Raw genomic sequence first — 23,687 nt, 5'->3', positions numbered from 1 at the left:
TGATCTGAAAGACTTTTTTCTGTTTTCAATTATTCCAACAGACCACGTTGCTCCATTAATTGTGTCGTAACTCTCCACAGTTTATTCTGCATTCCGGCATCTCCGCCCGGATACACAGGAGTAATGGATGCCCCGCTTCCAACATTGAAATACCCTCCCGTAACTTCTCCAAAACTCGGCTCCACAGCCAATCGAGTCATAATGTCTGCACCCCGCCGTGGGTCGCCGATATGCAAAAACGTTAAAATGCGCTCAAGCACACTCGCAAACCATAACTCCCGACCAAGACCCGTAACATTAAAGCCCGGATTTAAAGCATTCACTAGAATTCCAGTTCCATCCCATTGACGTGCAAGTTCACCAGTAAACATAATATTGAGCAGTTTGGTTTTACCATAGATGGCGGAAGAGCCGCGTGCAGTAAAGGGACCGGTATCCGTCAAATCATCGGGCAGCATCAGTTTTCCGTGATTCCGCGAGGCTTCAGATGCAACATTGACGACTCGGGCGTGGCCTGACTGAACCAGAGACGTATGCAATGTGTGCGTTAGCAGCCAAGGTGCCAAATAGTTTACGGCCATCATCTCGGCAAACCCTTCGGAAGTGACTCTCTGTTCAAAAGCATGAAGACCCGCGTTATTCAAAAGAACATCGATACGTGGATAAGCAGCTGCAATCTCACGCCCAATACGTTTTACATCGCTCAGTAAGGATAAGTCTCCGAAGAAAAAACGGATCTTGGTGGATGGCGCGATCTCCCTGATTTTGATTCTGGTGGCATCGGCGCGTTCCTGGCTTCTGGCTGTGAGTACAAGATGTGCACCGCGTTTAGCAAGTTCCATGGCAGCAAGCTGCCCCAGTCCACTTGTTACTCCGGTAATTACAATAATGGGTTGAGTAGTTTTCATAATGAGGTCTCCTTTTGACACGAATAGGGTTGAATTATATAATGGACATAAATCAACTATATAATTTAATTGATATTTGTCAACTATATATTCACAAGCCTACTTTGATGTATCGAGGAGAGGGGAACAACCATAATGAGTGGAAATCCGGCTAAAACCAAAGATAGAGAAACCCTGGAACTGGCACTTGGTGAGCAGATCCATGCGCTGATAAGTGCTTCACATGCGCTTAATGTCCGATCTGCCGAGCGTTTTGATGCGACTTTGCAGCCTGCCGCTTTTCATCTGGTGCGGTGGTTATACTCTTACGGTCCTACAAGCGCCGCAGCATTGGCAGATGCGACGGCTATGGACCGCAGTTCGGTAAGCCGTTTGATTAAACAACTTGAGCAAGCGGGGTATGTGAGCAAGGAGCTGGACCCCGAAGATCGGCGCGGCGTTTTGCTGTCTTTGACGGAGCTTGGTCAACAATCGACGGTGAGTGCGCTCAAAGAGAAGGAGTCCGCCTTTTATGACCGTATATCCAGATGGGATGATAAGGAGCTGGAGCGTTTCACCACCATGCTTCGGCAGTTTAACGGGTTGGATGGTTAGTGAGGGGTATCATCATAGTTTCCAAGGAAGCTTTGGAAGCTTATATCGGAAAAAAGTAGTGTTTTCTTTTCTTACATAAATCCAGGGTGGTGGGACGGGGGTGCCTTTCGCTTTATATAAGGCCGTCCCTTCATCGCTTGTCGAATATCTCTCGACACTTTGGATGTCGTTAAAATTAATCTTTCCCTGGTAAGATAACGTTTGTCCTTGAACGACAACATGGGGTGCGCCTGAGGTGACTCTTTTCGTCGTGTTGAGAACCCCAACTTTTCCTTTAGAATTCATTACTAATTCGCTTAGTAATAAAATAATAACCAAGATAACAATGCTCACAATCCATCGTCTTTTTCTCATTGGTATAACCTCCACTAATTAGGAATCAATCCTTACTTAGTTGTGTCTTTTAATGACATGATCTCGTCGGATACGTTATTGAGTTTGCTGAATGAGGTTTAATCGCTTGAAGGAATTCATTAAGAATGTTCTTGCGATCTATATCAAAGGCGGCTGCTGTTATGTAATTCTCTTTTAATACATTATCGTTCTTTACGACTTGTTTAGAATAATTAACTGAATGACCATAATCGATTAGATGCGTAGACCCCGTGAATTTGCCACTAGTTAACGTGCCTTTGGAGAATTCGGATGGTTTAATCCCGATATAGATTTCAGAAGAACCGATTTTCTTCTTATAATTGATATAAGTATCAAAGAAGTACTCGTCCCCGGTTAACTTGACATCGAAATTATAGTTTTCCATGTTAATTTGCGTCTTGTTATCAGTATAACCTGGCGAAACAACATCAGAAGAACGAGTTGCGTAATATCCTTGGATTAGATTTCCTTGGCTGAATGTTCCTTCATTGATCGTGTATATGTATCTCCCAGGTATCTCGTGAACTTTCCCGCGATCAGTAATATATTGTTTTTCCAACCATTGCTTAATTTCTTTTCCTTTTCCTTTTCCATGATATGTATCGTTAAACCACGATCCGTTGTAGGTTTTTGTAGTGAATTCACCTGTTCCTTTTCCATGAGGCTTCCCGTATAAAACTTCGCCATAGTACGTTGCTCCATCTGACAATTTTAAATTTACTTTCTTCGATGCTGCTTCTGTTGGATTAGAGCTTAATGATAGTGCAATTAGCGCTATAATAGTTAACGCCAAACCTGGATAGAATCTTCTCAAAAGCGTGCAACTCCTTCTATGTAATATGATCTATGTCTAGTGAGCCAGAGCCATCTTCAACATTATCGGTTTATTGGGAGAATCTTTCTAGTTTAAATATAAAGTGGAGAATGCCCCCATTTCACAACCTGTTAACTCCCGCTTCACAGAAGTAAACATGTAAAAGCGAAGTCAAAATCCAGTCCTGAAGTAATCACTAAACTAACAGAGCACTTTAGTTCAACAAATTAAGGAGCAGTATCGCCGGCGGCGACTGCTCCATTTTTTTATTACGCTAATAGGCTTTTGATGATCTTGTAGTGCTCATGCCTACCTAATTGACCAAAAGAGCCAGCCCAGAGAACAACTTCCCATCGATTGCCTTCGTTTGCCCTCCAAAGCCTTATCGTCGAACAGATGGTTCCTCATAGCTTTGCAAGCCGGCGTCGCGCAAAGTTCTTCCGACATACTCCAACTCCCGACGTGCAGCGGCATCGTTGACGGTGAACTCACGCCCAATCATGCGTATCATCGAGCGTGAGATCGGCGGATCGTCGTCTTTCCGCGTGACGCCCCAGATCGTGTCGAACAGCCGGCCAATGGCAGAGGCGAGCCAGTAGGGCATCGAACGCAGTTTATCGATGGACAGGCCCTGCAAGTTCGCAAGAGAGGCGACGAACTCACGGAAAATCTGCCCATCCTGGTCTTTGATGAAGAAGGCATGGCCGCCTTCTCCGCGTTCAAGAGCGCATTGTATGGCTTCAACTACATTGTCCACATGGCAGGTTGAAAAAGGGTAATCACCGCGGTCGATGAACGCGAACTGTCCAGATTTGACTGCTTCGGGAAGCGCTCGGCTAAACGGATCACCTGGCCCCCAGATAGCCGGTGGGCGAAGCGCGATCGTGCGAAAGCCAGGTTTGTTGGCTGCCAGAACCAATGAATCGGCCCGTGCCTTGCTCGCCAGGTAGGAGGAGAAGTGGTTCGGGAAAGTCGGCGAGCTTTCATCGGCGTCGCGGATGAGCGTGCCGCCGTTATCCATGTGGATCCCCGCCGCGCTGATGTAGACGAATGTCTTCGCACGGGCGGACTCGGCTGCCTTCAGCAAGGCTACGGTGCCATCGACGTTGGTACGGAAGAAGGGTTCGCGAGGCCCTGAAAAGCGGAAAAGGGCGGCCGCATGCACAACTGCATCGATCATCGGTAACACGATTGGCGTGCTGCTTTCGAGATCGGCATCAACCGGCGTCGCACCCATGGCCTTGAGTTTGGCGTGAGATGATACAGAGCGTGTGAGGGCGAAAATCTGGTGACCATCCTCCACGAGCTTCGGGATCAGGCGGCCGCCGAGCAGGCCGGTGCCTCCCGTGACGAGAATTTTCAATGTGATCATCCTTTCGGTTCGGAATTCAGGATAGTCCGCATGGCGCCGCCACGGATTGATGGTATAGCTCAACCGACGCGCCTCCCGTCAAAACCAGACTAATGCCGAACAATCGATCATCGTAAGTGGAGTTCATCCTCCAAGGGATTTTCCCTCTCTCCATCCTTTGATTATTTATCTAGCGATCTTAGCGAAGTGCTCCAGCGTACGAACCAATTGGGCTGTATAAGACATTTCGTTATCGTACCAAGCTGCGGCTTTCACCAATTGCTGGTCACCGACTGTCAGAACTTTCGTCTGCGTGGCGTCGAAGAGCGAACCGAATGTGATGCCTTTGATATCGGAAGATACAATTTCGTCTTCCGTGTAGCCGAAAGTTTCTGGATCGGAAGCTTCTTTCATAGCAGCGTTAACTTGCTCAACCGTTACCTTGGTATTCAAAACGGCAACGAGTTCAGTCACGGAACCGGTTGGTACAGGTACACGTTGAGATGCCCCATCCAGTTTGCCCTTCAGTTCCGGAAGAACCAGGCCAATGGCTTTTGCGGCACCGGTGGAGTAGGGAACGATGTTCTCCGCTGAGGCGCGCGCAGCTCGGAAATCGCCTTTTGGATCCGGAGCGTCAAGCGTGTTTTGGTTACTCGTGTAAGCGTGAACGGTCGTCATCAGCCCGGATTGGATACCAAACTTGTCGTGCAGAGCTTTAGCCATAGGGGCCAGGCAGTTGGTTGTGCAGGAAGCGCCGGAAATGACGGTTTCCGTTCCGTCCAGTGTGTCATGGTTCACGTTGTATACGATCGTTTTCATGTCGCCTGTAGCAGGGGCGGAAATGACGACTTTCTTCGCTCCGCCTTTCAGGTGAAGCTCGGCCTTTTCTTTCGTGGTGAAGAAGCCTGTGCATTCGAGAACAATATCAACGCCAAGCTCTCCCCAAGGAAGCTCTTCAGGATTCCGCTTAGCTAAAACCTTAACCTCTTTGCCGTTTACTTTGAAGCTTCCGTCATGGACTTCAATGTCACCGTGAAAAGTGCCTTGCGTCGTATCATATTTGAGCAGATGAGCTAACATTTTAGCGTTCGTAAGGTCGTTAATCGCTACAACCTCGACGCCTTCCACATCTTGAATTCGGCGAAAAGCGAGTCGTCCGATTCGTCCAAAACCGTTTATACCTACTTTTACAGTCATTGAAAAATCCCCCTATAAGTTTTATTTATTCCAATAAGCGAATGCCAGTGATGAAATAAAAATGGGCCAGCGCTGTTTCATTCTAGAATGGCCTGTTGTATAATGTTAAAAGAGACCGATCGGTATCTTTATATTAGCATGATATTAGTGGATTGCAAGGCGAATTGAATAATTCATTTAAAACAAATGAAATAAAAAAAGTTCATACGGAGGAGCTCATGAAAAAAGGGGACAGAACACGGGAACATATCATTATGAAATCGGCTGAAATTTTTAACCAGAGAGGATATGCCGGTACATCGCTAAACGATATTATTGCCGACACAGGAATTAAGAAGGGGGGCATCTATCGACATTTTGCTAGTAAAGACGAGATAGCGCTTGAAGCCTACAATTATGCTGCCAGTATGGTCGCCAGCAAATTTTCTGAAGCGGTCGATCAAGAGCAGTCTGCGTCAGGAAAGTTGGTTGCTTTTTTTCGTGTCTATGAGAATGTCGTCAACGATCCACCATTTATTGGCGGATGTCCCATGCAGAATACAGCTGTAGAAAGTGACGATACTCATTTGGAGCTTTGTGGTCAGGCAAGACAAGGGCTTCATAGCTTCTTGGATATGATGAAAAGTATTATTCGTGACGGCATTCAAGCTGGGGAGTTTAGGGAGGATCTGGATGTGGATGCGCTGGCATCATTTGCATTTTCCTTGTTGGAGGGAGGGATTTTACTCAGCAAGTTGGATGGGGATAACAAGCACATGCTAATGAATAAAAAAATCTTCTCCTCCTATTTGCAGCAATGCTGCTTAAAGACCGGTTAATCTGGTGTCCTGACACATCGAAATGGAGCTGGGCATCATCGATGACAACTCAAGTTCAGAATTTTGATTTTCAATGGATCGTTTCTTTTTATAAGCTGTCTTATGCAATAGCCCGAACGGGTGTTCACGAAGGGGAAAATTATTCTGTTAGCCCCCGAAGGTCGTAAAGTTTAACGTGTAAACCTGATGTTGTAATTTTTCATTGAGTACGGCAACATTCTTCGAGGTGTTTCATGTATTAAGTTCGGCCTATTTAACAGGAGCTGCTCTGCTGGCAGGGTTTTGGTAGGGAACTTTATAAGAGAACTTAAGCTACAAGCAGTTTCGCTGTTGTAATAATTACTGTACAAAAAAAGACGCTACAAAAGTTGGTTGATAAATATGTCAAAAATTGAGTATGTATAATACGCCAGAACGGAAGCCAGCCATATGTTGAGGGACAAGAACTTGATCCCATTGAAGTCGCTATTTTAGCGGCTTTCTTATTTTATCGGTACAAGTTCTTGTCCCAAGCCAAGGACAAGAACTTGTACCGATTGCCGGAATGGACAAGAACTTAGTCCGATTTCCGATTAGATGGTTATCTAAATGATGAACGTATGGTCTTAAAACCTCATTAAGTACCATGATACATAAATGGGATCACTTTGTTATGGAACAACTGTCACTATGAGCGGTTGAACACGAGCGGCTAGGTATTAAAAAAGCGAAATATGGGTCAATAAAAATAGCTGTTGTGGACAAGAACATGTTCCCTAAGTCGATTAGGCGTATAGTCTATCGTTATTCTGCCGTTAATTCATTAAACTAACGGACAGGCAGTTGAATAAAAAGGAAGTATTTTGATAGTCAATAAAATTGATCGTTGAGTTGTATTGTATAATAAATGAAGGGGGGATAAAGATGATGCTTTTTTTAACCGCACTTTTACTAATAATTGCTGTAGGTTATCCAATCTGGGATTATTTTTATATGAAAAAGGTTGAACAAAACCTTGTGAATAAGCAGAAATTGTTCATTGGAATTATGACTACTCAATGGTTACTGGTCATAATTGTATTTGTCTTTTGGGTAATTACACATCGTTCCCTAAACGACTTATTTTTTCTTGATAAACCCTTATTTCCTTTTCAATTCGAATTTTTATTGGCTGCTGGATTAGGAATAGGTATCTGTATTGGAATGTTTACTTTGATTCTTGTCTTTTCAAAAAAATTAAGAAAAATATTATCTGATGCTCTATCTGATGAAAGCATTCAATTTTTGTTACCCTCAACAATTAAAGAACGTTTACTTTTTCTCTTAGTAGCTATTACTGCTGGAGTCTGCGAAGAAATCATTTTCCGAGGAGTGGTAGTATATTATTTAAATCATCTACCATTTGAACTGTCTGTCATCACGATTGGGATTGTTTCTAGTTTGCTATTTGGAATTGTTCATTTATATCAAGGTTGGAAAGGGGTATTACTTACTACCTACCTAGGTGCTATTTTGTTTCTTCTTTTCGTGGGAACAGGCTTCTTATGGATTCCAATCGTCTTACACATTATTATTGATGCGAAATTTGTATTTTTGCCAAATAAAAAGATGCCGTAAAATGAATTAAGTGAGTATTTTATTGAACTAATCAGACACGTTAGTCTAATGAAAGGAGTGGTTTGCGATATGAAATTACTCCTTTTTTTATTGCTTGATTATTTACAGGCAGTACTGAACTTTAAGAAAATATTGTTCACCTTAAAGTCATAAGATGAGTTGAGGTGAATAATGTGTCCAAGAAAAAAAAACGAGGTCGTCTACTTTGTTCTCTGCCGGTAAGAGGAAGTCATTTTAAATTATCGAAGGGTAATTCTGTAGAGATTTCTATTCCATTTAAGGAATTGGAGCGTTTCAAAGAATTATTAATTTTATTTTCTAAGACAGCACCTGCTGCTATATCGCAACCAACCCCTTTTAATATTGGCGCTCTACAGGGGAATTTGAAGGAATTACTTCTATTCACAAATACGTCAGTGTTTTCGGTTGCTGTTAAAGCGGAATTGCAATCTGTTCTCGAGCTTGCTATCACTGGATTAGAGGTAGTCCCTTTTCCAAGACTCAATACATTAATCAGTTTACAAGATTTAATAGCCGAACTATTGCAAATTACGCTTCTTCTAAGCACTTTACCTCTTCATAAGGATCAGCTAGTTGGTGTAATCAGGTCCACGAACGTGGCACTAATTATCGCGTCAGTGGGGATTAGCGGCCCAGGATCAGCTGGTCCAGCCGGGGCACAAGGTAGTGAGGGACCAGTAGGTTCTCAAGGACCACCAGGATTGCCAGGACCGCCGGAATTAACGAAAACTGAACCGTTCAATCCTTTTAATGCTAGTTCATATGTACCTGGTCAAGTTGTTACCTATGAAGGTAGTGCCTACGTTGTCAATACTGCAGACCCTCTAGGAATACCAGGCACATCGCCAAATTTTACGTTGTTAGTAAGCATTGGCTCGACTGGAGCTACTGGTGCAACGGGGATAACAGGTGCGACTGGTGCAACCGGGACTGGGGCTACAGGAGCCATCGGTGCAACGGGTTCAACGGGTGTAACTGGTGCGACTGGTGCAACCGGAGTCACCGGTGCAACAGGGCTTACTGGGGTCACTGGTCCAACAGGCGCAACCGGAATAGGAGTAACAGGTGCGACAGGTGCAACTGGAGCAACCGGGGTAACTGGTGCGACGGGCTCAACTGGGGTAACTGGTGCGACTGGAGTCACTGGCGATACAGGAGCAATAGGCGTAACGGGAGCCACCGGAATTACTGGAGATACGGGTGCGACAGGCGTAATGGGCACGGCCGGAGTCACTGGCGATACGGGTGCGACTGGAGTAACAGGAGATACAGGTGCAACTGGTATAACGGGAGCAACTGGAATTACTGGAGGTACGGGTGCGACAGGTGCAACGGGTGCAACGGGCTCTACCGGTGTAACGGGAACAGGGGCTACTGGAGCCACTGGTGCAACGGGGCTCACAGGTGTAACCGGCGCAACAGGATTTACGGGTGTAACTGGTACTACAGGTGCAACGGGAACAATTGGAGCCACTGGAGCCACTGGAGCCACTGGTGCAACGGGGCTTACTGGAGTAACCGGTGGAACAGGAGCAACCGGAACCGGAACAACTGGAACTACTGGTGCAACGGGGCTTACTGGGGCAACCGGTGTGACAGGTGCCACCGGAACGGGAACAACTGGTGCCACCGGCGCGACGGGCTCAACAGGAGTAACCGGTGTGACAGGATCAACGGGAACCGGAACAACTGGGTCTACTGGGTCTACTGGAGCAACTGGGGTCACTGGAGCCACTGGTGCCACAGGATCTACGGGTGTAACTGGTGCGACAGGCGCAACCGGAACCGGAACAACTGGGGCTACAGGTGCAACGGGAACAATTGGAGCCACTGGAGCCACTGGAGCCACTGGAGCCACTGGAGCCACTGGTGCAACGGGGCTTACTGGAGTAACCGGTGGAACAGGAGCAACCGGAACCGGAACAACTGGAACTACTGGTGCAACGGGGCTTACTGGGGCAACCGGTGTGACAGGTGCCACCGGAACGGGAACAACTGGTGCGACAGGAGCAACGGGAACGGGAGCAACAGGAGCCACTGGTGCAACGGGGCTTACTGGTTTCACCGGTGCGACAGGCGCAACCGGAACCGGAGCTACGGGAACAACAGGAGTAACGGGACTTACTGGGGTAACAGGTGCGACAGGATCAACGGGAACGGGAGCAACAGGAGCCACTGGTGCCACAGGATCTACGGGTGTAACTGGTGTAACAGGCACAACGGGAACCGGAACAACTGGGTCTACTGGGTCTACTGGAGCAACTGGGGTCACTGGAGCCACTGGTGCCACAGGATCTACGGGTGTAACTGGTGCGACAGGCGCAACCGGAACCGGAACAACTGGGGCTACAGGAGCAACGGGAACGGGAGCAACAGGAGCCACTGGTGCAACGGGGCTTACTGGTGTCACCGGTGCGACAGGCGCAACCGGAACCGGAGCTACGGGAACAACAGGAGCAACGGGTCTTACTGGGGTAACAGGTGTGACAGGTGCCACCGGAACCGGAGTTACAGGGGCCACGGGCGCTACGGGACTTACTGGGGTAACTGGTGCGACGGGCTTAACTGGGGTAACCGGTACGGGGACAACTGGAGCTACAGGTGCGACGGGAACCGGAACGACTGGAGCCACTGGACCAACAGGTGCTACAGGGTCTTTTAGACAATTTCAAGTGTCCGAGAACTCGCCAAATACTACGGGGGGCTCAGCAATCCCGTTGACCACAGTCCCGACAACATTAAAAACGATCACCATAACAGGAGTCACAGCAGGAAGCAGCGTTTGGTTAACCGGAATTGTCGGATGGGAGTCTTCATCAGGTACTACCGCCATTCAGTTACAAATTCTCCGTGGAGCGACTATTATATTTAGCATTAATCAGCATGCAGCTGGTAATAATACTTTTGAAAACAGTAGTGTCGATCATGTAGATTTAACTCCAGGTACAGGAAATGTCACTTATTCATTAGTTGCGTTGACTTTGGTCGGCACAGCGAACGCGATCGGAGCAATCACATTTACTGGGGCATTAATATAACAGAATCTAAAAGGTATAGTGGTTCAAGAACAAAATGCTTCCCATCAGCTGGGAAGCATTTTCTGTTCGGGCTGTCCATTTAAAAGAAATTTTATTTGTTCAGGAATGATTCGAATTGCCTTATCAGCCATACATTATTTGAATTTGCAATATGCTGCTCGGTATTTATTAGGCGGTCTATTAGTAAGAAATTAAGGGATTATTAAATCTACACGATATTCGGGGCAGATTGTAGAATGACATAAAGTTACCAACCATGAAATCCCTTATAGAATAAGGTTTTTTTATTTTTGGTAGGGAACTTTGTGTCAATTTTTAGTTTAAAGACAACGGGCATAAATGACTTTGTGTCCAGTAGGTGAGAATTCATATTCCTAATAGACCACTAGCTGTGGTGGAAATTCCCTGAATGGTGAACAAAATCCGAATTTTGCTTCCCCCTCTTGCAACTTCTCTCCAGCACATTTCAAGACCTTAATATGGAGTAAGACTGAGCATGATCTTCATAGACACAGATAAAGAAATCGTTAACGAAATGTAAAGCAATGCAGGAGTATGTCAAATTTTTAATAGGCGCTTTCATTGTGTTGACCCTGTCTTCAAAGTCTCTTATATTTACTCCCGACACAACAACTCAGAACGGTGGTGGGATGATCTTGTTCAACAACAAAGGAAAGAAAATGCTCGCTATGCTTACGCTTATACCACTGGCTACGGGCCTGGTAATGGGAGCTTTCCCTGCTCCAGTAACGTATGCGGATGCCGGGGATAACACGCCGACCAACAGCTCGGCAGCAGGGTCATGGCAAACGGGGGATTTGCACGTACATACATTTGAGTCCGATGATGCGCAGAATTCGCTGGAAAATGTACTCGACGCGGGACTGACGAAGTATGGTCTGGACTGGATCGCGCTTACGGATCATTTGCGGTTATCCAAGCGTGATCACAATGGAGTGGACATTCCAGGCGGATCGATTCCGATGTCCCAAGGGATGAATGAGTACCAGGTGCCACAGATCAAAGCACTTCAGGATGCAGGCAAATACGCAGGCAAGACGATTTTCTCCGGTTTCGAATGGGACATGCCGACGCATGAACACGTTGGGGTGGGGATTCTGACGGATGAGCCGAATTCGACCGAAGCGCTGGAAGCTGCGAACGAATTTGAATATCGTTTTACGAATCGCGCAGCGAACCTGTTCAATGCGGCCGATGTCGCGAATTGGAATCAGACAGGGGGACGAGCCTATACGACGCATCAGGATGCACTAACCGCCATCAATTGGTTGGCAACCAAGTATCCAACGACGAGTTATGCAATGATCAACCATCCTTCACGCGGCAAAAATAAATATACTATCGCGGACTTCCGTGAGTTCAACGATCTGGCTCCTCAAGTGGTTTTTGGTATTGAAGGCATGCTGGGCAACCAGATGGAACCGGACCGTGGCGGGTACAACACAACATACAACGTAGCCAATCCAACCGCAGATGATGGATACAAATACCGTACGTACGGCGGTGTGGACTACATGGTCGCCAAGGTGGGCGGACTGTGGGACGCATTGCTGGGAGAAGGTCGCCACTTCTGGAATTATGGCAATTCGGATTATCATTTCAAGACGATTGGCACGAATTCCAGCGGTTATTTTCCAGGCGAATATGCCAAGACCTACTCGTGGGTTGAGGGTACTGGCATGCAAGCCGTGCTGGAAGGACTGCGTTCGGGGAAATCATTTTCCGTATTCGGTGATCTGATCAACGCACTGGACTTCACGGCTTCCGGCGCAGGCACTCAGGCCGAAATGGGCGGAGACCTCAGCGTGACTCAAGGTGATGAAGTGGAACTGAAAATCCGTTTCAAGAGTCCAACCACAAGCAACAACTATGAAAAACCAATCAACAGCGGCACGTCTGCTGGACAAATACAGGTGGTTGATCACGTAGATCTCATCGCGGGAGATGTGACGGGCAAGGCCGAGAAGGGCACCGCCGCATATTCCAAAGATACCAACGACTCCACCCAAGTACTGGCAACCTTCACGTCCAACGACTGGACGACAGATGCCGAAGGCTACCATGTCATCACGTACAAGATCAAAGCCACAGACCAGGATAAGTATTTCCGCCTGCGCGGTACGAATCTGGGCATGAATGTAACAGGCGAGACCGTAAATGGTGAGCCACAGCTTGACCCGAAAATTACAACAGCTGATGCAACGACTCGCTTCAACGAGATCAATGATCAGAACTATCGCGATCTGTGGTTCTACTCCAATCCGATCTTCGTGAGTGCCACACCTTACAGTGATACACAGGCGGTAACAGATACGCTTCAAGCGATCGATCTGGGCGATCTGAACGCCGTCACTTCCGACCTTACCCTTCCTGTGGAAGGGAAACATGGCGCAACGATTAGTTGGTCCAGCTCCAACCCGGAATTGATGGATGCACAGGGGAAACTTCTTACACAGCCTGAGAATAATGAGCGACTGGAATTGACGGCAACGGTACAACGTGGCAGTGTGAGCGACACGAAGACGTTTAACGTCATTGTGGAAGGAACAAATAATCAGGTATTGGTGTTAAAGAGCAACATGACCACCGCTGATGGCCAGCCGTATCATACGGATACATGGACAAACCAGTCCGTAACAGTTAGTGTAACCAGCGCAGTATACGCACCTGCTACTTCCGCCATGATCGAGTTGTCCCGTGATGGAGGGCAGACGTACGAACCATATACAGAGAATACGCCTTTGGAGGTAACGGAGCCAGGAGAGCACAATCTTTTATTCCGAGCAACCGATGATCTGGAACAAACGTATACTTTACCTCTGGTCATTAAAATAGACCGTGAGATTCCCGTCATCACCCTGCAAGGTAGCAGCCAGATGACGCTGAACGTGGGAGATACGTACAACGAGCCTGGAGCACAGGCTTCTGATAATGTCGGCATCCGTGGTTCCGTGCAGGTGGATGGCACGGTGAACACACAAGCAGCAGGAATCTACACCCTTCGGTATAACGTGAAGGATATTGCTGGTAATGCAGCACAGGAAGTCACACGTACGGTTACCGTACAAGCCCGTTCGGGCAATGGCGGCGGGGGTTCAGGTGGAGGTAATGGAGGCAACTCTGGTGGGAATTCGGGAGGAAGTACACCAAGTGTGCCAACAACGCCTACCGTTCCAACCACACCAACTAACCCGGATGCGGGGTCAGAATCAACTACTGAAGTAAAAGTAGAAGTAGGAGCGAATCAGCCTGTACAAACGGGTCTGAAAGACGTCGTGCAATTCAATGCTCCGGCTGGAGCCATTGAGCAAAAAGATACGTTGCAGCTGTCTATCGTATCCAAGGATCAATTGCGGAATGCAGCTTCGCTTAACGTACTGGGTCAAGCGGTACAAATCAGCCGCACTGGCGGACGGACATTGAATGAGCAGGCAGCACTGAGCTTGCAATATGACGCTTCCAAGCTGCCTCAAGGAACACAGCCAGCAATCTACTATTATAATGAAGCTCGTCAGAGCTGGGTATTCATCGGTGGTAAGACGAATGCATTAGGAACAGTATCGGCTAATGTGAATCATCTGGGTACCTTTGTTGTGTCCAGTTACACACCAGCAAATCTGTCCGATCTGAACGGACACTGGGCATCCGACTATGCAGATCGTTTGATTGGCATGGACGTTATCCAAGGCTACACAGATGGTACATTCCAACCATCCAAGAAGATTACAAGGGCAGAGTTTGTTACGTTGATCAGTAAGGCATTGGCCTTGAAGTCCATGCAGTCGGATGCAACGTTTGCGGATCAAGGCAGTCTGCCAGACTGGGCGAAGAGCGATATTGCCGCAGCCGTGCAAGCCGGTATCGTGAAGGGCTATGGAGACAACACGTTCAAGCCTAATCAGACGATCACTCGTGCCGAGATGGCGGTAATGATGGCGAATGCATTGAAGTTAAGTGCAGATGCACAGGCCGGAGCGAGTGGAGATAATGTAAAACCAAGCTTCGCTGATGCGACGCAAACTCCAGCTTGGGCACAGGAAGCTATGGAGACAGCCGTTCAGGCCAAGATTGTGAACGGATATACGGACAATACAGTTCGCGCGGGAAATATGACGACCCGTGCGGAAGCAGCAGCAATGATCTATAAGTTGTTGTTGGCGTTGCATGTGTAATCGTACAATATAATGAAGCGAAGTAAGAGGGCTGCTCGATTGGGCTCCCCATTTCGATAGGCTTGGCTACACGGCTGATCAGCGTGATGCGTCAAGCTTGAGAGGTGCTAACGAACCGAGTGCAGCTTAAACGGCGGATTTTCAAGGCATGCAAATTGTAACGAATAACGTGTCAGGTTCGTTAAACCAAAATAACGAGAACAAGGGTCGTCCACCGTCAACCTCATGACTTATGGACGACCCTTGTTTATTTGATAGTTAACTCATATATTTCAAATAAATGATTATTTACTTGTCTCGTCCAACTTTCAACTTGATCACCTACATTAACATCGTTGAAATCAGCCTCGATTCGCATTTTGCTGAATTTTGCATCTGCTTGATAGAAGTCATTCGAAGTAACATAAAACCTCGAATTTTTCGTTACATTCAGATATTCTCCATTATCCAGTATGATGGAGTAAAGCACTTTGTCTCCGTCTACTTTACTGTCTTGCTCTTTTATTTCAACGATGGTGCCAGTGTAATATTGCTGTTCCTTTGCTGGTGAAGACCATCCTTTCATATCATCCGAAAAGAAAACGAAATAGACGATTACCAGGAGCATCACGACAAAGCTGCTTATCACCGCGAAGGGCCATTTATTTCTTGCTTTCAATTTTTTCATCCCCTTCAATGTACGTACAGTATGTAGACATTTATTATTTAAGTGAAACGCCGAGCGGAAGCAGCGATGACATATAGCTTACCATGGGGTCATCCTGAGAGGGATGGCCTTTTTTAATTGAAGGTTTAAATCGCAGTGGAAAAGTCAATAAAAGCTCCTGTAAGCAGCGCTGTACAATCCATTGAAAACCAGTACAATTGAACCTATGAATTCATAAGATGAAGAGAGGTATTCCTTGATGACCGATACCAATACGAATCCCAAAGTGGACGCCTACTTAAGCAAAATTAAAACCTGGAAGGAAGAATCCAAGAAACTGAGGGAGATTATTCTGGATTGTGAACTGACCGAAGATTTTAAATGGATGCATCCGTGTTACACGTTGAATGGTAAAAATATCGTATTAATCCATGGATTCAAAGAGTACTGTGCCATTCTGTTCATGAAAGGTGCTTTGTTAAAGGATACGCATGGCATCTTGATCCAGCAAACGGAGAATGTACAGGCAGGGCGCCAGATCCGATTCACCAATGTGGAGCAAATTGTGGAACAGGAAGCCATTCTGAAAGCCTACATCCAGGAAGCTATTGAAGTGGAACAAGCCGGTATGCAAGTAGAAATGAAGACGAATACTGACTACAGCATTCCTGAAGAACTTCAACAGCAATTCGATGAGAAACCTGCTTTCCGAGATGCATTTGAAGCACTAACACCCGGACGGCAGCGGGCATATCTCTATTATTTCTCTCAACCGAAGCAATCCAAAACAAAAGTGTCACGAATCGAGAAGTACATGCAGCCTATTATGGAGGGCAAAGGATTAAATGATTGATAAGTAATTATACATAAGTCATTTCCCTGTGGTTCCAATGCTCCAAGCGCTAACGAACCTGAGAAGAGTTATTTAAGCTCAAAGGAGTGTCTCAGCCTGAAAAATGTCCCCAATCGTCAGAATAAGGCTTTTACGGTTCGTTACATGTTCGAACTGCCCGAAAAGGGGCTAATAACTTCTTCTGAGTTCGTTAGAATTATACAAACTCCAAAAGCTTTTCCCTGTCATCCGTATGACGTTTGGGAATAGCCTTTTTTATATCCAACCTAAAACGAAGGGATCTTGCCTCTATTTGGTTGGTTATTACATGCATAAGCCTGTTTGCTAATATCACGGGGCCCGTAACGATGCCGTCCCTAGAAGCTTTGCATTTGTGCGGGTCACCATGTCGTTTACGTGTTTGTTGGTCAAATTCGTAAAGAAGCGTTCGAGCTTTCGTATTTAGCGGACTTTATTTGCATGTAGTTATACCAGTGTTATATTAACAATACAAGATATTAATGATGAAGGATGAGCATGGATCATGAATCCCGAGATGAAAGTGTTTATATATAAACATTACTTGAAAAAGGGTTTGGAACTTGAAGAGAATCCAGTCACAGACGCTGGCATAATATATGCATTGGATGTCTATCAGGTATCAGCTAGAATCAGGAAAAGAGTTGCTAGAATTACGGCCATGATGATGGAGGACAAGGAAGATCGGAGCTTAAATGCTTTTAGCGACATAGACGAGAGGGCAATCCATTTATTTTACAGCACGGGTGTTCGAAAAACAGACACAGATTTGAAGCGAAGCGGATTACTGGAATCAGATATACAAGCGTTGTTGCGCCAAGGTTTTATTATACGTATGGTACAGTATGAATCCGATGGAAAGACGGAAAAACGAAGTGAATACAGGATGGGCTACAAGTTATACCAGCTGCTGGAGCTGAAAAAGGTGCAAGAAGAAGGAAAAAGCCAGGTGTTAGTTGAGGATTGGTACAATGCTTTAATGACTGTGCTGGATTCTGTAAAAGAGGCCCCCGCCATTTCCTCAGAAGATTCAGCGAAAGTAAGTGAAATATATGAGTACCACCAAGCTTTCTGGCGCTTTGTGGAGAGGTTCGTTGCAGAATTGAAGCAAACATCGGGCATAAACGAAATAGCTGACTCTTTAGAGATGGATCGTTTAGCTTGGACGCATAAGAAACTTTTACTGTATGTCGAGTTCGTTATAGCGGTTGCGGAGATTGTATCCGTCAAGACCTCTTTTGACTGGAAAGAGATTGGTGCACGACATTATCGTACTATCGGTGGCTCCAAACGTTTTGATATACACAAGCTCTCTTTCCTGGAGCAATTCGAGCAAAATCTCGGATTTCCGTTGCATGTCATCGGATTGTCCAGTCAAGGTGTGATTACACCTGTCTATTTTGCAGGTCAATTAAGCGGAACGGGTGGATTTCAGTATCCACAGGGTTTCCTGCATGCTACGACGGATCTGACGGTATTTAGCACTCATTTCTATACGACATGTCGTGTTCTCTGGATCGTGGAGAATCGTGCGGTTGTTACACGAATGGTAGCAGAGCCTGATTTTTTGATGCGTTCAGACAGTTTGGTGCTGGGCATAGATGGTCAACTACGAAGCGGACACCGCAAGTTTATTGCTGATGTGCTGACACATTCCAATCACTTGGAGCAAGTGGTGGTCTGGTGTGACGTCGATGAAGCGGGGTTCGTTATCTCCAAAAATGTGCAATCCCTGTTGCAGTCTCACACAGCTTTAAGTACAAAATGGATTCTTCCGATCCCGTCCGCCAATCAAAGGGAGCAATTTCAAGGTGAGGCTCACCGCTGGGCGTCTTTTGAGATCGAAATGGAGAAAAGGCTTGCTCTCGGGCACGCTGGAGAACAGGAAGCCGAGATGGGAGGTATGGAGCGTTGGATGAGTTGGTTGGCAGTATGATCTCGATTCTGGGCGCAGATACCCCGGACCATCTTCAAAAGGAAGCATTAAGGGATATCGTCAAGCTGGCGGGTGTGTTAACCGAACTTCGTGAATATTTCGAGGAGCCGCTGAAAGTGTTAGAGGTTCTGAAAATGTTGAATCTGATTCAGCGTGAAGCCCTTGGACTGGACGAGCCATTAGAGGATCAGGAGGCTTTGTTTTATCGCTTTCGGAATCGTTATGGCACTGAACCGAATATTCCGATGGAGCGTTTGCTGCATGTGTTGCAAAAATATAACTGGATCATTCGCGGCAAGAAACGCTTGACGATGATGGATGCGGGAAAACGCATGATGGACATGCTCATCCGGCTTGCCAATGATTCACTCGCGTATTACATGCAGGATGAAATTGCCCGTTCCTTGTTTCAGGCCAAGCGAGATGCGGACCTAAGTGAGGCTTATGATGATAAAGGTATCTCAGGAGGTAATCGGCTTGCGAGTATGATTCGTAATGTGGAAGATGCTGTAGACAAATTGAAAGAACGCCAACTGGAATTTCTCGCTGATCGACATGCGCTACCACAGATTCAGATTATTGTGGAGCTTATGCAGGAATTAAATGCCCGGATGGATGAACGTCTGGAGCGGTTTTCTACATTTGAAGAAGGTTTTGCCTTTGCCCCGATCTTGAAGCGGGGGACGGAAGTGATGTTCGAGGGGACTCAAGTATCGATGGGGACGTTGAACAAGTTTCTGAAATTTTCACACTTGCAGCAGACGGAGGTTGGACAAGAGATATCTCCACAAGCGATTCGTCAATTTATTATTCAATCCTTTCTCAAGCGTTCGGATTCGGAATTGCCGAGTGGTCATGAGATTTTGAGCTTTCTGGAGCAGGACCGTATTCCTGGCGAGAGACTGGATGGTATGTGGGTCCCGGTTCAATTTGCTTCTCCCATCTCCAACCGCCAACTGGCTGATACCGCGCACTATCTGGAGAATTATGTTCCTTCTACGGAGCCCGTTCAGGAATACGCCGAGCCGCAGTATATTCAGGCAGAGGAATGGACGGAAGAGGAGCTGGAAGCCAGGTTGCAGGAAGTGGAATGGCATATGACCAAGACGAACATTCGAACGGATGAAGTGGAGCGTGTATTGGAGGAGAAAGAGCGTTTGGGATTACAGGAGCTGTTGCTGGAGGCGGGATCGGAGCATTGGTCAGATGCAGTCAATGCGTTGTTGGCTGTTGCGGCACTTACTGGTGCTCAGAAAGCGTCGGTTGACGAGGATATAGAAGCAAAGCCTGAAGGTTCAACGGAAGGAACAATTCAGGACAAGGAATGGGAGATTGTAGAGAAAGGAAGGGGTAAATATGCCGTTCGACGAACTGGAGGAGACACACAGTCAGCTTCCATTGGGGGCAATGGAACGACTGACCGCGGTACTGAGCCCGGATGAGGAATATGCGTTTGTGCAGATTATGTTTTCTTCTTCCGCATCCGTGCGAAGTGACAGTTTCGGATTGTCCAAGCGTGAGGTGATGAAGATTTTGAAGTTAAAGCAGGAGGATGAGCAAGGACTCGTTTCTTTTTTGAAAAGGGTAAACCAATCCATCAGCCGCTACTTTCAGGTCGTCTATGATGAACGCAGAGACCGGATCGTGGCCCTGATTCATGTCCCGGCCAGACAGGCCAGAGATTTGCTTTCATCTGAAAGCCTTGCGCTGTTGATGTTCATTTTTTATCATCAGGAGGTTTTACAGAATGAATATACGTTATTTGCTCAGTTGCTCGAAGCCTTCGGGCATGAATCGCTGGACGTGCGGCGTAAAATTCTGATGAACCTGGATGCGCTGATGAAACTCGGGGCAGTTGTGAAATACGAGAATCCCTCCAACGAGGAAGCGTACGCGCTGACAACGATCGGAAGTCGTTTGTTCTCAGATTCGTATTTAAAAAGGTTCGCTGAATTCAGCCATTCCCAAAAGCTTCATATGGATGATGTGTTGAGATTTTTTAAACGTTACAACTTGACGGCGGGTGAAGACTCATGACGCCTTGGGCTATTCGTTTTAGCGGCATTCGGGATTTTGTAGATTTCCAGCTTGAACTGGGTGACAGACAAGATCATGTTTTGATTGGTGGATCTAATGGGTCGGGCAAATCGACAATCAGCTTTTGCATGGGCGCTGTGTTGGCTTCTCAAAAAGTGCTAGTGGATGGTTTACGTTCCCGAAACTTGCCGCCTGATCAGGTCTGGAGAGCAACGATTGAACTGGTGTTTGAGAATAAGGGCAATCATCAAGTGGAAGCTGCCGATTATGTTGGCTTTCGGCTTCATATGGAGCAAAAACCTGGAGATCCCGTTAAGAAAGAGTTTTGGATATGCGAAGGCGAAGAAGCGTGGAACTGGCATAAGGAAACTCGCTATGTCGTAGGTGATAGTACCAACCATCTTCATGAGTATCGGCACCAGTTGCAGCATAAGTACAAAGTGGACCCGGATACGTTTTATCTGATCTGGTACCAGCAGGATGTGAATCAGTTCGCAGTGATGCGCCCAGAGGAACGATTCCGTATTTTCAGCGAGATGACAGGTATTGACCGGATGCAGAAGCATTGGGAGAGTGTAAAAGAGGAGCAAAAAGAAGCGCAGCAAGCGTTACAGACCGCAGAAAGCAACCAGCATCAACATCAGCTGAATCTGGGCAATTGGCAGCAGGAGAAGGATCGGTTACTCAGCCGTAATGAACGGCGTTTACTTGGTCTGCGGCTTACGTTAACGGCCTCTGCTACACTCCGTGAGAAATATGAACAGGAATATCTCAGGCTGAAGGACAAGCTGGAAGAGATCGAGGATCGTCACGGTGAGGAAATAGATAAATGGATGAAGCTGGAGAGTGACCATAAACGTTATGACGAGGAAATGAAGCAACGCACTCAGGAAAAGGAAGTCATGGATCGGGTACTGGATGAGTTGGAGATCCGGGTAAATCACCTTAACGAAGAACATGATGCACGGGTGCTGGAGCACAGAAAGTTAGCGGATCAGTTACAGGAGCTGCAAGAGCGCATTCAGAATGTACCCTATGCAGAAGCAGAGGTAAGAGAACGACTGCAGACTCATCAAGCTGAACTGGATCGGCTGGAGCAAGAGCTCATAGAAAAGAAACAGGCGCATATTGATGCGGACGAAAAGTGGGATGCGCTAACGAAGGTTTCGGCCAAGCTGGATTATGAACTCAGGCAACATGAGATCAATCTAGCAGAAGCAGAAGCGATGGTTGCGCAGTATGGCTCAAGCAGCAGTCTGGAGCTGGAAGCGCAGCAACTAGAGAAGAAACGCATTGAATTACAGGATCAACGGCGCAAGCTTGAAGATATGCTGCAATTGCTCCGTAAGGAGAGACAAGCATTAACTCGGGATGAGGTCAGAAGCATTAGACAAGATACATCGATTCGGAGTTTGGAAGAACAGGGACTCGCGGTGTATACGTTGAGGGATTTGCTTGAGATGGATGAAACTTCGCCGCTGGAACTGGAAAAAAGGCTGGAGCCCATCAAATATACGTTGTTTGTGAATGGGAAAGGCTTCCGGGCGCCAACCGATCTGTATCATGTCGAATTGCCAGAGGTTGTCCCCGAAAGAGCGCTCGATGTGTTGGAGGAGCAGGGACTAAGAGTTAAGCAGGGGTTGGATGATATCCGGTATGCGGCGGCGCAGAAAGCGCTCTGGTGGATTCATACGCTTCATACGCCAGTGAAGGACCAGAAGCCAGGTTTGCAGAACGGACAGTTGCTGGATGCATGGGGCCGCCGGGGAGCGCAGGAAAAAGAGCAGTGGCTGCTGAATCCACGCGGCGTTGCACTCCGAATCAGACAAACGGACGAAGAATTGCTCAAGCTGGAGCAACGTCTGGAGGATATCCATCAGCAATATGATACATGCGAAGAGCGCTTGAAATCGATTCGATCCATACTGCATCAGATTCGGACAGCCGAGGGTGTGATCGCGGATGTGGCTCGCAGAGATTGGGCCAAGCAGGAGTCGGAGCGTACAATTCATGAACTCCAACGATGGAAAGCGAAGCGAGATCAGCTCCAACTGGAGCAAGAGGCATTAAGTCAGCCTATTGTGATGCTACGCTTGAAGCTTCAGATGCTGCAAGAATACATGACCATTTATCATGAGGCCCGTGATCAGAATGTGGAACTGGAACGTCTCCGGCAATTGGTGCATGAACTGGAACGTAGCAAGTTACACCTTAAACTGCTGGAGCGTGAGTTGGAGGACAAGTTGGCGGAGAGCGATCAGTTGGAGCGTACGCTGGAATCAACGGCCCGAAGACTAAGGGAAAAAGCGCAATTTATCACATCAACCAATCGGGTTCTGGATGATCTGAAGCTGGAAAAGCAACAGGTTAGCGAGCGCTGTGGTGTGGCGGAGCAAGCTTATGCGGCCGAACAACAATTTTATCTGAATTGGGCAGAGCAACTTCCCGCCGTATTGGCAGCTATTACAGAAGAGCAGCCGGACTTTCCAGTCAAGATGCAATGGAATGAAGCGGAAGCGCGACATGAGAAGGAAATGGCTTTAACGCAATTGGAGCTTGCTTGCAGAGAAACGGTAGATGAGAATGCACTTGAAAATTATGAGAAAGTGAAGCAGGAATATGACCGGGGAGCCCAGGAGGTGCTGGAGGCTCGTTCGCTTTTGCAACAGCTCGAAGAGAGTTTGGAGGATCTGGAGGAAAAGCTGATGAATACCATTCATTATGAAGTAAGGCGAATTCATCAGCGCTTTGTGCAGTATATGGACAAATTCTCCTTCGATGGTGAAGTCAGTTGGGACATGCAGGAGCAGAAGCAGGGGAACGTCAAGTATTTCCTGCATATTAAAGCGCGCAAGCAAGGGCATCGGGGAACACTGGAGGAGATCAGCATGAAGGGCCGAAGTGGCAAGGTTGGCAAGGGTGTATCCGGCGGCGAGGAATCGCTAGGTTCGTTGCTGTTTGCCCTTGCACTCATGAAAACTATTGACGCGAATCCAGGCTACATTATGCTGGATGAATTCGACAGTGCCTTAGATGAGAGCAGGAAAGCCAAAGTGTTTGAACTGTACCGTGACGAATTGGCACGCAAAATGATTATTCTATCCCCCAAATCCCACGAGTCCGATTACTTGAACTATTTCAGCGAAGCCTTCGCCGTGTACCACGATGCTAGAATAACACGCAGTGCATTGATACGAATTAAGAAAAAAGCTGGAACATTGTAAGAGGAACATGACCACTCATCTAACGGGTGGTCATGTTTTTGTTGAATGAGGGCGTAAAGGCAATGATG

General features: G+C 46.9%; 16 protein-coding genes. 10 read left to right on the top strand and 6 right to left on the bottom strand.

All coding sequences use genetic code 11. From position 1 onward, the window contains the following. Positions 1-29: 29 nt before the first annotated feature. Entirely contained in the window at positions 30-908 is an 879-nt protein-coding gene (locus JNUCC31_RS06745) for an SDR family NAD(P)-dependent oxidoreductase (RefSeq protein WP_192269860.1), read from the bottom strand. A gap of 135 nt (positions 909-1,043) precedes the next feature. Between JNUCC31_RS06745 and JNUCC31_RS06740 the strand changes: the two genes are divergently transcribed. Beyond that, on the top strand, positions 1,044-1,502 hold the full coding sequence (locus tag JNUCC31_RS06740) for a MarR family winged helix-turn-helix transcriptional regulator (protein WP_192269857.1): 459 nt from the start codon (positions 1,044-1,046) through the stop codon (positions 1,500-1,502). 12 nt (positions 1,503-1,514) lie between these two features. On the opposite strand, the gene JNUCC31_RS06735 is transcribed toward JNUCC31_RS06740, so the two are convergent. From JNUCC31_RS06735 to gap, 4 genes are all read right to left on the bottom strand, one after another. Further along, entirely contained in the window at positions 1,515-1,856 is a 342-nt protein-coding gene (locus tag JNUCC31_RS06735; RefSeq protein ID WP_192269854.1) for a hypothetical protein, read from the bottom strand. A gap of 49 nt (positions 1,857-1,905) precedes the next feature. Next, on the bottom strand, positions 1,906-2,691 hold the full coding sequence (locus JNUCC31_RS06730) for a hypothetical protein (protein ID WP_192269851.1): 786 nt from the start codon (positions 2,689-2,691) through the stop codon (positions 1,906-1,908). A gap of 382 nt (positions 2,692-3,073) precedes the next feature. After that, on the bottom strand, positions 3,074-4,126 hold the full coding sequence (locus JNUCC31_RS06725) for an NAD-dependent epimerase/dehydratase family protein (RefSeq protein ID WP_228469551.1): 1,053 nt from the start codon (positions 4,124-4,126) through the stop codon (positions 3,074-3,076). Between the two features lie 102 nt (positions 4,127-4,228). Then, the gene (gap, locus tag JNUCC31_RS06720) at positions 4,229-5,239 is read right to left on the bottom strand and encodes a type I glyceraldehyde-3-phosphate dehydrogenase (RefSeq protein ID WP_192269848.1); all 1,011 of its coding nucleotides are present in this window, start codon (positions 5,237-5,239) and stop codon (positions 4,229-4,231) included. A 218-nt stretch (positions 5,240-5,457) separates the two neighbouring features. On the opposite strand from gap, the gene JNUCC31_RS06715 reads away from it, so the two are divergent. From JNUCC31_RS06715 to JNUCC31_RS06700, 4 genes are all read left to right on the top strand, one after another. After that, entirely contained in the window at positions 5,458-6,057 is a 600-nt protein-coding gene (locus JNUCC31_RS06715) for a TetR/AcrR family transcriptional regulator (protein WP_192269845.1), read from the top strand. Positions 6,058-6,960: 903 nt separating this feature from the next. Then, positions 6,961-7,653, top strand: coding sequence for a CPBP family intramembrane glutamic endopeptidase (locus JNUCC31_RS06710; RefSeq protein ID WP_192269842.1), 693 nt, complete (start codon positions 6,961-6,963; stop codon positions 7,651-7,653). 164 nt (positions 7,654-7,817) lie between these two features. After that, positions 7,818-10,712: a collagen-like protein gene (locus JNUCC31_RS06705; RefSeq protein WP_323374365.1), complete on the top strand. Its 2,895-nt coding sequence runs from the start codon at positions 7,818-7,820 to the stop codon at positions 10,710-10,712. A 656-nt stretch (positions 10,713-11,368) separates the two neighbouring features. Next, positions 11,369-14,905 (top strand): S-layer homology domain-containing protein, encoded by a 3,537-nt coding sequence (locus tag JNUCC31_RS06700; protein ID WP_192269839.1) that lies wholly within the window; start codon positions 11,369-11,371, stop codon positions 14,903-14,905. Between the two features lie 247 nt (positions 14,906-15,152). Here JNUCC31_RS06700 and JNUCC31_RS06695 read toward each other — a convergent pair whose 3' ends face one another. Next, complete coding sequence (locus JNUCC31_RS06695; RefSeq protein WP_192269836.1) at positions 15,153-15,563, bottom strand: hypothetical protein; 411 nt, start codon at positions 15,561-15,563, stop codon at positions 15,153-15,155. Between the two features lie 247 nt (positions 15,564-15,810). On the opposite strand from JNUCC31_RS06695, the gene JNUCC31_RS06690 reads away from it, so the two are divergent. From JNUCC31_RS06690 to JNUCC31_RS06670, 5 genes are all read left to right on the top strand, one after another. Continuing rightward, entirely contained in the window at positions 15,811-16,404 is a 594-nt protein-coding gene (locus JNUCC31_RS06690) for a YdeI/OmpD-associated family protein (protein WP_192269833.1), read from the top strand. Between the two features lie 523 nt (positions 16,405-16,927). After that, on the top strand, positions 16,928-18,358 hold the full coding sequence (locus JNUCC31_RS06685; protein ID WP_192269830.1) for a hypothetical protein: 1,431 nt from the start codon (positions 16,928-16,930) through the stop codon (positions 18,356-18,358). Then, the gene (locus JNUCC31_RS06680; protein WP_192269827.1) at positions 18,334-19,800 is read left to right on the top strand and encodes a hypothetical protein; all 1,467 of its coding nucleotides are present in this window, start codon (positions 18,334-18,336) and stop codon (positions 19,798-19,800) included. The genes JNUCC31_RS06685 and JNUCC31_RS06680 overlap by 25 nt, the downstream gene beginning before the upstream one ends. Then, complete coding sequence (locus JNUCC31_RS06675; RefSeq protein WP_228469549.1) at positions 19,766-20,395, top strand: hypothetical protein; 630 nt, start codon at positions 19,766-19,768, stop codon at positions 20,393-20,395. The genes JNUCC31_RS06680 and JNUCC31_RS06675 overlap by 35 nt, the downstream gene beginning before the upstream one ends. Next, complete coding sequence (locus JNUCC31_RS06670; RefSeq protein WP_192269821.1) at positions 20,392-23,619, top strand: AAA family ATPase; 3,228 nt, start codon at positions 20,392-20,394, stop codon at positions 23,617-23,619. Before JNUCC31_RS06675 ends, JNUCC31_RS06670 begins: the two co-directional genes overlap by 4 nt. Positions 23,620-23,687 lie beyond the last annotated feature (68 nt).

Source organism: Paenibacillus sp. JNUCC-31 (assembly GCF_014844075.1).
In the GTDB taxonomy this organism is placed as follows: domain Bacteria; phylum Bacillota; class Bacilli; order Paenibacillales; family Paenibacillaceae; genus Paenibacillus.
This window is presented reverse-complemented; position numbering and strand designations above follow the sequence as displayed.